Origin of the sequence: Pandoraea morbifera (assembly GCF_902459575.1) — a bacterium.
Lineage (GTDB): Bacteria > Pseudomonadota > Gammaproteobacteria > Burkholderiales > Burkholderiaceae > Pandoraea > Pandoraea morbifera.
On sequence record NZ_CABPSD010000008.1, the window covers coordinates 43530 to 57248 of the forward strand.

The 13719-nt window shown below is 67.2% G+C and carries 11 protein-coding genes; 6 read left to right on the forward strand and 5 right to left on the reverse strand.

Annotated features, from left to right (window positions below; genetic code table 11):
* Nucleotides 1–136: 136 nt before the first annotated feature.
* Complete coding sequence (locus PMO31116_RS14385; protein ID WP_246185298.1) at nt 137–520, forward strand: c-type cytochrome; 384 nt, start codon at nt 137–139, stop codon at nt 518–520.
* 10 nt (nt 521–530) lie between these two features.
* Here the strand turns inward: PMO31116_RS14385 and PMO31116_RS14390 are convergent, their stop codons facing one another.
* The 3 genes from PMO31116_RS14390 to PMO31116_RS14400 are packed head-to-tail and all read right to left on the reverse strand — an operon-like array spanning nt 531 to nt 2823.
* Nucleotides 531–896, reverse strand: coding sequence for a DUF2486 family protein (locus PMO31116_RS14390; protein WP_174971323.1), 366 nt, complete (start codon nt 894–896; stop codon nt 531–533).
* A gap of 2 nt (nt 897–898) precedes the next feature.
* The gene (locus tag PMO31116_RS14395; protein ID WP_023597173.1) at nt 899–1315 is read right to left on the reverse strand and encodes a DNA polymerase III subunit chi; all 417 of its coding nucleotides are present in this window, start codon (nt 1313–1315) and stop codon (nt 899–901) included.
* A complete protein-coding gene (locus PMO31116_RS14400) occupies nt 1312–2823 on the reverse strand; it encodes a leucyl aminopeptidase (RefSeq protein ID WP_150567319.1) in 1512 nt (503 codons plus the stop codon). The genes PMO31116_RS14395 and PMO31116_RS14400 overlap by 4 nt, the downstream gene beginning before the upstream one ends.
* 91 nt (nt 2824–2914) lie before the next feature.
* On the opposite strand from PMO31116_RS14400, the gene lptF reads away from it, so the two are divergent.
* The 5 genes from lptF (at nt 2915) to PMO31116_RS14425 (ending at nt 11398) form a co-directional block, all read left to right on the forward strand.
* The gene (gene lptF, locus PMO31116_RS14405; protein WP_150567320.1) at nt 2915–4030 is read left to right on the forward strand and encodes an LPS export ABC transporter permease LptF; all 1116 of its coding nucleotides are present in this window, start codon (nt 2915–2917) and stop codon (nt 4028–4030) included.
* Nucleotides 4030–5169, forward strand: coding sequence for an LPS export ABC transporter permease LptG (lptG, locus tag PMO31116_RS14410; protein WP_150567462.1), 1140 nt, complete (start codon nt 4030–4032; stop codon nt 5167–5169). Before lptF ends, lptG begins: the two co-directional genes overlap by 1 nt.
* Nucleotides 5170–5179: 10 nt before the next feature.
* Complete coding sequence (locus PMO31116_RS14415) at nt 5180–5560, forward strand: sirohydrochlorin chelatase (RefSeq protein WP_150567321.1); 381 nt, start codon at nt 5180–5182, stop codon at nt 5558–5560.
* A 389-nt stretch (nt 5561–5949) separates the two neighbouring features.
* Nucleotides 5950–6711 carry a hypothetical protein gene (locus PMO31116_RS14420; RefSeq protein WP_150567322.1) on the forward strand — a complete coding sequence of 254 codons (762 nt, stop codon included), beginning with the start codon at nt 5950–5952 and terminating at the stop codon, nt 6709–6711.
* A 172-nt stretch (nt 6712–6883) separates the two neighbouring features.
* Nucleotides 6884–11398, forward strand: a complete 4515-nt coding sequence (locus tag PMO31116_RS14425) for a dermonecrotic toxin domain-containing protein (protein ID WP_150567323.1) — start codon at nt 6884–6886, stop codon at nt 11396–11398.
* A gap of 112 nt (nt 11399–11510) precedes the next feature.
* On the opposite strand, the gene cobA is transcribed toward PMO31116_RS14425, so the two are convergent.
* Nucleotides 11511–12302, reverse strand: coding sequence for a uroporphyrinogen-III C-methyltransferase (gene cobA / locus PMO31116_RS14430; RefSeq protein WP_150567324.1), 792 nt, complete (start codon nt 12300–12302; stop codon nt 11511–11513).
* Nucleotides 12303–12395: 93 nt separating this feature from the next.
* Nucleotides 12396–13697, reverse strand: a complete 1302-nt coding sequence (locus PMO31116_RS14435; RefSeq protein WP_150567325.1) for a sulfate adenylyltransferase subunit 1 — start codon at nt 13695–13697, stop codon at nt 12396–12398.
* Between the last annotated feature and the right edge of the window lie 22 nt (nt 13698–13719).

Below are 13719 nucleotides of genomic sequence, written 5' to 3' on the forward strand. Positions count from 1 at the left end.
AAGTGCTATATTCCAGCCAGACGTTTCGAGACCGGCAGATTAAAAAAGACGAAAGGCTGCCGGGCGGGCGGTGCCATGCCGCCCCGGCCCGGCTGCCCCAGGGGCCTGCCGGCGACTTTCCGGACATACGTAACGAATGAGAGCCACTACCGGTAAGGGTGCGGGAGCGATGGTCGGTGCCTGGTTGATGGTCGCGGCAAGCGCCGCGTTCGCACAGACCGGCGCGACGCCCGCCATCGATGATGTGCAGGACAAGTCCGACGCCCGTGCGATCGAATCGCTTGCGCGCACCCGCAACTGCATGACGTGTCACGCCACCGACCGCACACTGCTCGCGCCGTCGTACCGGGACATTGCCAAACGTTACGCGGGCAAGCCGGGCGCCGCCGAGGAACTCGCGCGCTCCATCGCCGACGGCAGCCGGGGAAAATGGGGCAGCCTGCCGATGCCCGCCGGTTTGCAACTCGCGCCGGGCGAGGCAAACCGCCTGGCGCGCTGGATTCTGGGCATGTCGCGCTAGCCGTCTCGGCTTAGCCCTGCGAGCGCACCTGCTTCGCGACTTCTTCGATGACCGCCTGCCGGATCCGGTCGGGCAACTGCGCCTGAAGCGCGTCGGCCACCTGCTTGCCGATCAACTGGACCAGCCATGACGTCTGGTCGATCAGCGCGTCGTGACAACGGCGCTCCACCATCGTCGTGATCTCGTCGGCCAGTTGCAACGTGAGCCGCGCGCTGACGCGCTCGGCAAAAACGGCGACGTCGGCGGGCACGCCCTGCTCCGGGGCGGAAGTCGCCGCGGACGTCTGCCTCGGAGGCGAGGGCGCCGCCTCGCCGGGCGCGAGCACTTCGGTCAGCGTGGGGATGCCGGGGTCGGTGCGCTCGGGCTCGTTCGTCACGGTCAGCCTCGTTGGTCGTAGTTGTTCAGGGTGTAGCCGCGATCGCGATAGAAGCGGTACCGCTCGCGTGCGCCGGCGAGCTCGTCGGGCGCGTCGCCGACGATTTCCACCACGCGCTCGAAGCGCGCGAAGTGCGTGGGCACCACGCCCGCGAGATTGAGCAGCACCTGATGATGCTGCGCGGGCTCATCGGGCGCGGCGAGTACCACGGGCGTTTGCGCGGCGAGCGGGTCCTGGGTGAAGCAATGCGGCACGAACTCGAGCGGCGAGAAGGTCCACAGCGTCTGGTCGAACGCCTTGAGCACGTCCGGCTCGCCGACGACCACGAGGGTCTGACCGGCGCCGTAGACCTTGCGCGCGAACCGGCACGCATACTCGACCCGGTTCGGCACGTGGGTGTGAAAGTCGACGCGCGTCACCGGGCTTCGCGATCGATCAGGAACTGTGTAAGCAACGGCACCGGACGGCCCGTCGCGCCCTTGGCTGCCCCACTCTTCCAGGCCGTACCCGCGATGTCCAGGTGAGCCCACTCGTATTTCTCGGCGAAGCGGGCCAGGAAGCAGGCCGCCGTCACGCTGCCGGCCGGGCGCCCGCCGATGTTCGCCACGTCGGCGAAGTTCGACTTGAGCTGCTCCTGGTACTCCTCCTCGACCGGCAGACGCCAGGCCGTGTCGCCCGTGGCCCGGCCGGCGGCCAGCAGTTCGTCGGCCAGCGCGTCGCTCTTGGAGAACAGGCCCGAATTCACGTGACCGAGTGCGATGATGCACGCGCCCGTGAGCGTGGCGACATCGATCACGGCCGCCGGCTTGAAACGCTCGGCGTAGGTCAGCGCGTCGCATAGGATCAGACGGCCCTCGGCGTCGGTATTGAGCACTTCGATGGTCTGGCCCGACATGCTGGTGACCACGTCGCCCGGTTTCGTCGCCTTTCCGCCCGGCATGTTCTCCGTGGCCGGCACGACCGCGATGACGTTGAGCTTCAGGCCCATCTCGGCGACCGCACGGATCGTGCCGAGCACGGAACCCGCGCCGCACATGTCGTATTTCATCTCGTCCATGGCCTCGCCCGGCTTGAGCGAGATGCCGCCCGTGTCGAACGTCACGCCCTTGCCGACCAGCACGATCGGCGCCTGCCTGGCCGGTCCGCCCTCGTACTTGAGCACGATGAACTGGGGCGGCTGAACCGAACCGCGCGCCACCGACAGGAACGACCCCATCTTGAGCGCTTCGATCTGCTTCGGCCCGAGTATCTCGGCCTTGAGCTTGAACTCGCGCGCGAGCTTGCGGGCGGTGTCGGCCAGATACGTGGGCGTGCAGACGTTGCCTGGCAGATTGCCCAGGTCCTTGGTGAGCGCCATGCCGTTGGCGATCGCCTCGCCATGGCGGGCAGCGACCCTGGCGGCCTTGAGCTCGTCGGGCGCGACGGCGAAGACGACCTTGCGCAGCACCGTGCTCGACGGTTCGGCCTTGCTCTTCATCTGCGTGAAACGATAGGTGGCGTCGCGCAGCGCGATCACCGAGGCGCGCACCGCCCAGGCGGCGTTCTGGGCGGTGACCGTCGCCTGGGGCAGCGTCCACAGGGCGTCGACGGCGCGCGAGGCGAGCACGGCGCGCGCGGCGGCGCGCGTGGCTTCGTTGAACGCCTTTTGCGAAAGCTTGTCTTCACGACCGAGGCCGACGAACAGCACACGTGCCGGGCTCCAGCCGGCGACCTCGTGCAGCATCAGCGTGCTGCCGAGCTTGCCATCGAGTTCGCCGCGCTTGACCATGCGCGCGAGCAGACCCTTGCTAGCGGCGTCGAGCGCCTTGGCAAGGCCGGCGAGCGGTTGCTGCTCGAACACGCCCACCACCAGACACTCGGTCTTTGCGTTGGCAAGACCGGCCTGGCCCGCCTTGGTCGAATCGAAGGCTTTTGTGCTAAAGTCCATCGCGCTTTCCTCGGGTAAAATTCGTACGAGCCGCAATTATCCGCTTTTTTCCCCGCTCGCCCAACCGCGAGAGCACCCCTATCGTCATCACATGATTTTTCAGCGTTCCCTGCAGCGCGAGCTGAACTACACCGCCGGGGCCGTCTTCATGGTGCTGATCACCGTCATGCTCACCACCATGATGATCCGCATCCTGGGTTTCGCCGCGTCGGGGAAAGCCGACCCGCGCGACGTGCTCGTGCTCATCGGCCTGGCCGTGATCGGCTACCTTGCCGTCATTCTGATCGTGACGCTGTTCGTCTCGATCCTCTTCGTCCTCACCCGCTGGTACCGCGATTCCGAAATGGTCGTGTGGTTCGCCTCAGGGTTGTCCATCACCGATTTCATCAAGCCGGTGCTGCGCTTCGCCGCGCCTTATCTGGCGGTCATCACGTTCTGCGCCCTCGTCGCGTGGCCGTGGGCGAACCAGCAGATCGCTGCGCTCGAGGCGCGCTTCGCACAGCGCGACGACGTCTCGATGATCTCGCCGGGGCAATTCCGCGAGAGCGCGTCAAGCCATCGCGTGTTCTTCGTGGAGACCGTCTCGCCGGACGCGACCAAGGTGCACAACGTCTTCGTCTCGGGAACCGAGAATGGCAAGGTGAACGTGGTCGTCTCGAAAGACGGCCATATCGAGACCGCCAAGGACGGCAACCGCTACATCGTGCTGGAAAAAGGTCGCCGCTACGACGGCGTGCCCGGCCAGCCCGATTACCGGGTAATGGAGTTCGAGCGCTACGGCGTGAAGATCGACAATCCGAGCGCCACCACCACCGACAACACCCCGACCAAGGGCGTGCCGACGGCCCGTTTGTTCCGCGAGATCCAGAATCCGATCTTCCGCGGGGAAATCGTCTGGCGCATCGGCCTGCCGCTGCTCGCGCTGTCGCTGGTACTGCTCGCGGTGCCGCTGGCCTACCAGAATCCGCGACACGGCCGCACCATCAACCTCGTCATGGCCGTACTCATCTATCTGGGCTACACCAACCTGCTGAGCCTGTCGCAGGCGTACGTCGCGCAAGAGCGGCTGCCGCTCGCCATCGGCGTGTGGCTGCTGCACGCGCTCGCTTTGCTCGTCATCGTGCTGCTGTACGTGCGCCGTGTGCGCTTCCGCGGGTTGCTGGGTCGCCGCCGAGGCACCATGCGCGCCGCCGGAGGCGCCCGATGATGCGCGTCTACGAGAAGTACCTTGCGCGTCAGATTTACCTGGCGTTTCTGTTCGTCCTGCTCGCGTTCGTCGGCCTGTTCGTCTTCTTCGACCTCGTGAGCGAGCTTGGCGACGTGGGCCGGGGCGGTTATCGTTTCCAGCACGCGCTGGCCTACGTGCTGCTGTTCGCGCCGCAGCGCATGTACGAAATCATTCCGGTGGCCTCGCTCATCGCCGCCATCTATGTCTGCGCGCAACTGGCCGGCAACTCGGAATTCACGATTTTCCGTGTCTCGGGCCTCTCGACCGGACAGGCGCTGCGTTCGTTGCTCAAGATCGGGTTCCCGATCGTGCTCGTCACGTTCGTGATCGGCGAGTACGTCGCGCCCAATGCCGAGCAGCTCGCGCAGAAGATTCGTCTCGAGGCGTTGGGCAGCTCGGTGTCGTCGGGCTTCCGCTCGGGCGTCTGGGTCAAGGACACGGTCGATCAGAACGGCTCGCGCGTGACCCGCTTCATCAACGTCGGCACGCTCAACCCGGACAACACGATTGCCAACGTGCGCATCTACGAGTTCGACGACAAGCTCCGGCTCGACAGCGTGCGCCTGGCCAGGCTGGGCCAGTTCCAGGCGCCGAACTTCTGGAAGCTCACCGACGTCTCCGAGACGGTATTCACCGCCACCGACACCGCGACGAGCAGCACCGATCCGCTGCGCGCCCTCGTGCAAAGCAAGCAGGTCCATATCGACACGGTGCAGATGCGCTCGGAGCTCACGCCGCAGATCCTGTCGGTACTGATGGTCTCGCCCGACAACATGGCCATCGGCAGCCTGTACAAGTACATCGGCCACCTGAAGGAAAACCAGCAGAACACCGACCGTTACAGCCTGGCGCTGTGGCAGAAACTGCTCTATCCGTTCGCGGTCTTCGTGATGATGGCGCTGGCCCTGCCGTTCGCTTATCTGCACGCTCGCGCGGGGGCCATCGGCCTGAAGGTGTTCGGCGGGATCATGCTCGGCATGAGCTTCCAGTTGCTCAACAACCTGTTCTCGCATCTGGGGCTGCTCAACACGTGGCCGTCGTGGTTCACGGCGGCATTGCCGTCATTGCTCTATCTGGTGCTCGCCATTGGGGCGTTGCGCTGGGTGGACAAGCACTAGGAACGTCGTCATGTCAGACAAGGCCGGCCTCGTGCTGTTTGCGCACGGCTCGCGCGATCCGCGCTGGGCCGAACCTTTCGAGCGACTGCGCGGGATGCTGCACGCGCAGCGACCCGACGTCGACGTCCGGCTTGCGTTTCTCGAACTCATGACGCCGAGCCTGGCGCAGGTCGTCGACGATCTCGCCGCCGCCGGCAGCCGCGAGATCACCGTGGTACCGATCTTCCTCGGGCAAGGCGCTCACGCGCGGCGCGATCTGCCGGCGCTCGTCGAGACTTGCCGCACCACGCATCCAACGCTGTCGATTCGCCTGTGCGCCGCGGCAGGCGAAAGCGACACCGTGCTGCTCGCCCTCGCCGCCTACTGCACGGACGCGCTCGATCTCGCGTGAGCGGCACGGGCCTTCGCCTCGGCCGATCGTCCTTCGCCCGCCCCCCCCCCCGCCCTCCCGATCCTGCACCAACGGGGGCCGCGATCCGCCCCTGCTGACGCGCACCCGCCGATACGCCGGATCCTCCTGTCTCCGCCTTCGCGCAAGCCCCACATCGCAAGCGAAATCTGCAAGTCGTCGCCGCGGCTCCTCGGCAAGACTAACGCCACGCGATCTGCGCCGACACGCCGTCCGACTTGTCTTGCGCCCGTCCCGTCGTCCGCCCCTCGCCTGCCGTTGCGTGAGTCGGCTTTGGGCACGACAGCGGCACCATCAGGGCCTGCCCCTGCGACGCTGCCGTCGCGGTCATGCCCCCCTAGGCATCTTCGTCATCGACTGGAGCGCAAGCCATGCATCCGATCTCCGCAGCCCCTTCGTTTGCCTCGATCATCGCGCCGGCATCCGACGCGGTGCCGCCGATTCCCCTGCCTGCCGGCTTCGCGACGGAGGTGGCGCATTTCGAACGCCTGAGCGACATCGGTCGCGCCGTGTTCGACGCCCCGCCGCAGGCGGGTGCCGCGCTCGGCCTGCTGCTCACGCTGGCACAGGAGGCGGTGCCGTTTGATGATCTGGAAGATCTCGACCCGCACAACGTGGACCGTCTCGCGGATCTCTTCGACGAACGGCCTGCGCTCGCGCCGTACGTGCTGGCGGCACTTCCGGCAAAGATCGTGAACAGCCCGCCCTGGGAACACGTGGACACGATCATCGAGCGCGCCGTGAGTGCGAGCGCGCTGCGCGACCTCGAGCGTTCGCTGCACCGTGCCAACGTGCCCCTGCCGGACTTCGCGCAATACGGCGGCGGATGGCGCGCCGACTTCAACGCATGGCGAGACGAAATCGTCGATTGGGCCACTTATTTTCGATGGCTCGGGTCGGGGCATGACCCGTTCTCGGGAACACGCTCGGCCGAGCGCTTCGACAACGCCTCAGCGCATACCTCCCTCGCAGGCACGCCACTGCGCACCAGCCGAACCGGCTTCGAACTTGCGTTGATCTACGCCGCCGAGCTCGAGTTCGATTCGGCGGAAGACCTGCTCGCGCTGCTGGCACAGCCGATCCCGCGCGATGATTCGCGCATGCCGTCGCATCGTCGCCGCTTGTCAACCTGACGGGGCGAACCAACGCATGCATGCCGTCACCGCTTGCCCCAGCCCCTGCGCCGCCACCCGCCCTTCAATCGGCGCACCCGCCGGCGGCGCATCGGCCAATTCGCACGCCGCTTCCCGGGCGACCTTCCGCCAGGCGTTGCTGGCATGCACGCAAGGCTCCGGATTCGTCGGCATGCCATACGCCCCTTCGTCGGTGGGCGGCATGGCTTGGGCGGTACGGCGATTGCTGACCGACGCCGGTGTCGCCGCGCACGAGATCGACCTTCTCACCCAGGTCGTGACCGGTCATGTCGAGCCATATGTGGACGAGATGCCCTTCTTTCTGGTACTTCAGGCCGTGCGCATGGCGGGACAAAAATTGCGCGACCGCGTCCCCTGGGAATCTCCCGACGATATCTGCCAGCGCGCGCTGAGCCAGTCATCATGGCGCAGTCTCGCGCGCTCGCTGAATCGTTCCGTTGCCATCGTGCCGGAGGTGGGGCGTTGGGGCGACTGGCAACGTGTCTCGTCCAACTGGCGCCACCGGGTGTGCGACACGATCGTTCACGCCGCACAAATGGGTGCGGGTGCCGCTCCGTCGCGCCCGCTCGCGCTCCGGGGTGCGGGCCACGACAGCGACTTCACCTTGCCGACGCCATCGCTCGACTTCACCTGCGCGGGCAAGACCGGCTACCTGCTCGGGGCACTGTACGCGTCGTCGCTGCTGCCGCAGCAGCGTTGCGTGGCCAGGGCCAGACATGCCGCACCGGCAAACGGGACCGCCCTCGCGAGCGCGCCTGCCACCCTCGCGCGCGGTGAGCCCGTGCCAGCCCCGACGCCGCTACGAGCGCGCACGCAATCCGGCTGCGCGGCATGCGAAGCGAGCCAGGCGCCGGCAACAGGCACATCGTCGCCCCCGGGCAGCCCCCAGCCGCATTGCGTCACGCCGGGGCAGGCGCGGCCGACCGCGGTCGATGATGCGCAGACGCGACTGACGAATTTCGTGAGGGACATCGGTGCCGCCATCGCTTCGCTTGCCACACTCGGGCTACCGGCGGCCGAAGCGGCCGGGGCGGGGGCATTCCGCACGCCGGGCATCGTGCTTCGCTCGGCCGCATGGTCTGCGCCGCCACGCAGAGACGAAATCAACTTTCTGACGAGCTCGCCCGCGGTCCGGCAACTGGTGGACTCGGCCAATGCGTGGCGTCACCGCAATGCCGTGCAAAGCGAATTGCACACGACATTCGCGCCATCGATGGCACTTGCCATGCCGGCCGACAAGGATCAGTTGCTCGAAGATCTGCTCGAAGCGCAGGCCAGTCTCGTGGGGGTCGACCTGAGTACGCTCAGACTGCGGCGGCACCGCTCGATCCCCGGCGGGCAACGACACAAGGCGGTCAAATACTGGCGGCTGTACGACGCCGCCGAACGGATTCTGAGCGGCGAGCTGAACATCACGGCCCATGGGGCCGACGTGACCTTCGATGTCAGTCAGGAAACACCGGCGGGCGCCGTCTACGAGGCGCCCACGTTGCTCACCGCCTCGCGCTGGATGATGATCGTGACGCAATGGGACATCCGGTGCCAGGCGCGGGCGAACATGACCTGGATCATGCCCGCGCGGCTGGCGGACGATGCGAACAGCGAGCTCACGCAGGCGCTGCAAACCGCGCTCGCGCTGAGCGACCTCGCGATGACCAACGCCTACGGTCTGATATCTCGCACAGCGTTGCAGACGGCTCGACATGCCCTCGTCGCCGCGCTCATTCCGGGCAATGAGGACACCGTCAATCACGCGCATGCGTTACAGCTGTCGCTCGACGGGAGCGACTCGACGCACCCTGCCACGCCTGCGGGCACATTCGTGATCACGCAGCATGCCCGCGACGGCGTCGCGCTGCTCTATCTCATGGGTGAGCCGCTGGCGTGGCGCGCCTTCGATTCGCCGGATGCGTTGCACGACGCCATCGCCCGAAACCTCGACGGCTTACGCGACACGCTGCTCGCGCGTGCCCCCGAGGCGTTCCGCCGGTCCGCACGGACAGGCGGGCTCACGTCGGCCCTCGGCGACGGCCCGCCCACACCGCCGATGCAAATCGCACGACAGGCCACGCTGGCGGTCATGGATGCCGAGGCGCCGCTCGTGCTCGTGGCGCCCGCGACACCCGCGCGCGTCGACGCCTATTGCCGATGGCTGAGCGGCGAGACCAATGCCGCAATCGAGCAGGCGCTGGAGCGCACGTACGCCACACGCAAGGCCGACGGACTGCCCGTCGCCTCGCGGGCTCCACTCGTCCCCCTGCAGGACATCCACTACATCGAGCGCATGCAGCGCCTGCGCGCCTCGCTGTCGATGGCGATCCCCACGCCAGTGGCCCTGGCACGCCGGCTTGCGCAGGGCGCGCTCGCACGGCGCGGGTTGACCGATGTCGATCCCGACGATGTGTATGTCATGTTGTCCGAGCCGCCGGTCACGGTCTCGCTCACGAACGCGACAATCACGAAGATGACGTCGCCGCAGACCACCGCCTCCGGCCAGCTGTTGCAACGTCCAGCACGCACGGCAACCGCCACCGAGCCCTTGCGACGAGACGACGGTGAAACCCCATCGCCCGGTGCCCGTGAGCTGCTCGCGGACATGACGCCGCAAGGTTACGCCCAACAGGCGATCGAAGCGTTCGGTGCGTTCTGGCATGCGCATCGGCGCGAGGTGCGTAGCGTGCTCAAGAGCGAGTTCATTGCACAAGTCCGGCTGCAACGCGCGGCCAGAACGCTTTCGGTCGAGCAGGCCAACATCGCGGCTCGCATTGCCGGGCCAATCGAACTGTCACGCCTCGACGCCTCACAACTCGGCCAACGCATTCCCGCGCCCAATGTCCGGCGCGAGTGGCTTACCGTGCAGGGGCGCGCGTCGACGTTGCTCATGATCGGCGCGCCGCAACGCAACGCGAAACTATTGCTGGCCGCCTATCCGGACGGTCTGCAGGTGCACGGCTTCGAGAGCCGACAGGCACTCGACGCGTGGTTCCTGTCGCAGACCCGGGATGACGAGACCCGTCGCAAGCTGGCCCGTACGTTTGCCTCGCCCGCCTCCTCGCCCGCCCCATCACCTGCCACGTCGGCCATCGTTACCGACAACTGGCTTGCCGGTCGCGGCCCCGACACGCTAGGGACTGCCGTGACGCAGCCGGAGGACACCTTCGCGCTCTTGACCGATGCCTACCAGCGGCTGTCCACCCACGCGCTGGGGGACGACGCAGACTCCGGTAGCGACACACGCTGGGTGAACGTCATGCGCGCCATCGCGAACGCCGATCTGGCGTTCGGCGTGGGAAGCTGGGTTCTGCCCACGACGCGCCCCGTTGGTATTGGAATCTCGATGCTGGATCTGGCGCTGGGCACCGTGGGCGAAATCGTGGGCGTTGCCACCGACCGCGACGATCTGCGCAGTCAAGGATGGCGCTCGATGCTCTCGGCGGTCGGCAGCCAGGGCATCGCCTTGGCGAGATTCAGGGCGCTGGGCTTCCTGACCGGCGACGCGAAGTTCCGGTATTTCATCGAGGAAGCGCCAAACCGCCACGAGCGGCTGATCCCGGGCCTTTATCGAAGCGGCGGGCGCCTATACGCCTCGGTCGACATGGCGACGCGCGCCTATACCGAGTTCGACCCGGCATCGGGCTTCTTCCGGCTGGTCCCCGCCGAACGCGCCACCGGCGTCGCCGCCGACGGCCCGCTTGCGCGGCTGTCTTCCGGGGGGCATTGGCACACCATCTCGCCGGGCGACGGCGCCGCACCGCCACTCGACGACCCGCTCATCGCGTGGCGCATCGAACAGGGATTTCGCCGACGGCTCGACGCCGTGACATCGCTTCGGGACCGCCGCTTCGACGACGCCCGGCGTGCCGTGACGACGGCGCAGGCGCTCGAGGGCCAGCGTCTGACGGCAGCGGGCATTCGCTGGCAGCTCCGCCTGCTCAAGCTGGAATTTCTGGATCCCGCCATAGACGACGTCGAGACACTCGGCACGCTTGCCGGGCGTATCGGCGAGTTGCAAAACCTGTTCGATTCCAGCGCGGTGATCGCCGTCGGGTCTCTCGAGCAACGTGCGCAAGCCGTCGGCGCGGGCTATATTCAGATCTCGCAATCCCCGCGGGTGTTTCTCAGCCATATCCGGGCCGGGCTGGTGCGAGCGACCGCCGTTGCCGGGCTGCGGGGCAACCCGCATCTCGTCGTGCAACGCTTCAACGTGCTCGCGCGCCTGCCGCCGCAGGCATCGGAACCGCTGATGGGGGATTTGAGCTGGATCGGCAGCATCGAGAGCAAATTTCGCGAAGTCCCCGCCGCGCCGGGCGCCCCGGGCCCCGAATTCGCCACATTGTTCGAGCGTGCCCCCGACACGTCGTTGGCTTACCAACTGAACATCGGCGCACGTCGCTATCTGTTGGGCAGGAGCGTCAACGCACGCGGTGCCGCGAGCTACTACTTCCTCGATCCCGACACGGGCATGGTCATCCATCACGACCCGGAGGCGCTGCTCGATCTGGCACGCGAACATCTGAACGACGCAGCGCATGCATATGGGCTTCCCACCGACGGCACACCGCCGCTGGTCGATATTCTTGAAGTGGACGCCGAGCGCCTCAGTCGGACGGACATCTACCGCGACCCTTTTCGCGTCCTGTCGGTACGCGAGGCGCTCGAGGTCTGAGCCCGAAAACGGAATGCCGGTGTTTCGGCAATCAGCCGGCGTCGTTCACCGGGGTTGGATCACGGCCAGGCGTTCGCGTGCCGGGCCACGCGTGCCCGGCCCTGGCACGGGGTCAGGCGGCGGCGCGAGACAGACCCGCGACCGGCGAGGCAATATCGTCCGCCCGCGCATCGGCGAAGACGTCGCCGATGAGCAACACGCTCGGCTGCGAGGCGTCGAACCACGGCGCGGCATGGCCATCGGCCAACGCGCCGAGCGAGAGTCGCGCTCGGCGCTCCCGCGCCGTGGTGGCCGCTTCGACAATAGCCACCGGCGTCGAGCGCGGCTTGCCCAGCCCGATCAATTCGGCGGCAATGCGTTGCGCGGCGTCGCGCCCCATGTAGTAGACGAGGGAGTCCGCACTCGCCTGCGCCGAGATCTGCGCGGAATCGGCGGCGCGGCTCTGCGTGGCGAATGCAACGCTGCGGGCCACGCCGCGCAGGGTGAGGGAGCGTCCGAGCGTTGCCGCACTGGCCAGCGCCGCCGTGATGCCCGGCACCACCTCGACATCGATACCCGCCGCTTCCAGCGCGCGCAGTTCCTCGTCGGCGCGCCCGAACAGCATGGGGTCGCCGCCCTTGAGGCGCACCACGAGTGCATGCGTGCGCGCATGGTCGATCAATTGCTTGTTGATGAAGTGCTGGGCGCTCGAGTGCCTGCCGCAGCGCTTGCCCACGGGCACGCGTTTCGCCTGCGGGCAAAGCGCCAGCATCTCAGGCTCGACCAGTGCGTCGTGCAGCACGACGTCGGCCTGCGCGAGCAGGCGGGCGCCGCGCACGGTGATGAGGTCGGCCGCGCCGGGACCGGCGCCCACCAGGTAGACCTTGCCCGGCACAGCGGTGGAGGAGGATGGCGTCGTCGTCATGATGCGATTCGTGTCAGGGCGGAGCGTGCGTAGCGCAACCGGGCGCGACTGGGCGCGACTGGTCGAGATGCCCGGCGAGGCATGCGCCGGGCGTCAGGCGGCGAGTTCGCGGATCATGCCCGCGGCCACGGTGTGATGGGTGGCTTCGTCGATCAGCACGAAGGCGCCCGTCGCAGGGTTGACGTCGTACGTGTCGGCCGCCACCGGCTTTTGCAGGCTGAGCTGGACACGGCCGATGTCGTTCATCGCAAGCGTCGACTTATCCGTGCCGTGCGAGAGCGTGCTGACGTCGAGCACCGTGTCCACGCTGCCGATCTTCACGTACACCGTACTCGTGGCTTGCTTGAGCAGGTACTTGCGCTGCGGCGCCAGCGCGTCTTCATCGAACCAGCACACGTCCGCCGACAATTTGCGCGACGGGGTGAGTGCCGACTCGGCGCTCACGAACGTATCGCCGCGCGACACGTCGACATCTTCCGTCAGACGAATCGTGACGCACTGGCCGGCGAACGCTTCGTCGAGCAGGCCGCGCGGACCGACGATTTCACCGACCGTGGCCGTGCGCCCGGCGGGCAGCACGCGCAGCGTCTGGCCCACGCGCACCGAGCCCGATTCCACCCGGCCCATGTAGCCGCGGAAGTCGTCGGCGTGCGAGCCGTCCTGACGCGCCACCAGTTGCACCGGGAAACGCAGCTCGCCACCCGTTTGCGCGACCGGCAGCGATTCGAGCACGTCGAGCAACGGTTCGTCCTGATACCAGGGCATGCGCTCGCTCGCGTACACGATGTTGTCGCCCTTGAGCGCGGAGACCGGCACAAAGCGCACATCCTGCAGGCCGAGCCGGTGCGCGAGCTCCAGATACGCGGCGCGAATGGCGTCGAACGTCGTTTCGCTGTAGTCGACCAGATCCATCTTGTTGATGGCGACGATGACGTGCTGAAGGCCGAGCAGCTTCACGATGGCGCTGTGGCGCTTGGTCTGTGCGAGCAGTTCGGTACGCCCGTCGACTTCGGTCACGCGCGTGGCATCGACCAGAATGATGGCGGCGTGCGCGGTCGACGCGCCGGTGACCATGTTGCGCGTGTATTGTTCGTGTCCCGGCGTGTCGGCGATGATGAACTTGCGGCGCGCCGTGGTGAAGTAGCGATAGGCCACATCGATGGTGATGCCCTGCTCGCGCTCGGCTTCGAGGCCGTCGGTGAGCAGGGAGAAGTCGATGTCCTCGCCGGCGGTGCGCTTGTGCTTGGCGCGCGCCAGCGCCGAGAGCTGGTCGGTCAGCACCGACTTGCTGTCGTACAGCAGGCGGCCGATCAGCGTGCTCTTGCCGTCGTCGACGCTGCCTGCCGTGATGAAACGCAGCACGCCGAGGTCTTCCTGATGCGGGGTAAGGCTCATGATCTCTTCAACTCGATTGCGA

Coding starts and splice junctions, on each gene's coding strand:
- PMO31116_RS14425 (WP_150567323.1), top strand. CDS start 6,884: ATGCCATACGCCCCTTCGTCGGTGGGCGGCATGGCTTGGGCGGTACGG.
- PMO31116_RS14400 (WP_150567319.1), bottom strand. CDS start 2,823: ATGGACTTTAGCACAAAAGCCTTCGATTCGACCAAGGCGGGCCAGGCC.
- PMO31116_RS14420 (WP_150567322.1), top strand. CDS start 5,950: ATGCATCCGATCTCCGCAGCCCCTTCGTTTGCCTCGATCATCGCGCCG.
- lptF (WP_150567320.1), top strand. CDS start 2,915: ATGATTTTTCAGCGTTCCCTGCAGCGCGAGCTGAACTACACCGCCGGG.
- PMO31116_RS14385 (WP_246185298.1), top strand. CDS start 137: ATGAGAGCCACTACCGGTAAGGGTGCGGGAGCGATGGTCGGTGCCTGG.
- PMO31116_RS14435 (WP_150567325.1), bottom strand. CDS start 13,697: ATGAGCCTTACCCCGCATCAGGAAGACCTCGGCGTGCTGCGTTTCATC.
- lptG (WP_150567462.1), top strand. CDS start 4,030: ATGCGCGTCTACGAGAAGTACCTTGCGCGTCAGATTTACCTGGCGTTT.
- PMO31116_RS14415 (WP_150567321.1), top strand. CDS start 5,180: ATGTCAGACAAGGCCGGCCTCGTGCTGTTTGCGCACGGCTCGCGCGAT.
- cobA (WP_150567324.1), bottom strand. CDS start 12,302: ATGACGACGACGCCATCCTCCTCCACCGCTGTGCCGGGCAAGGTCTAC.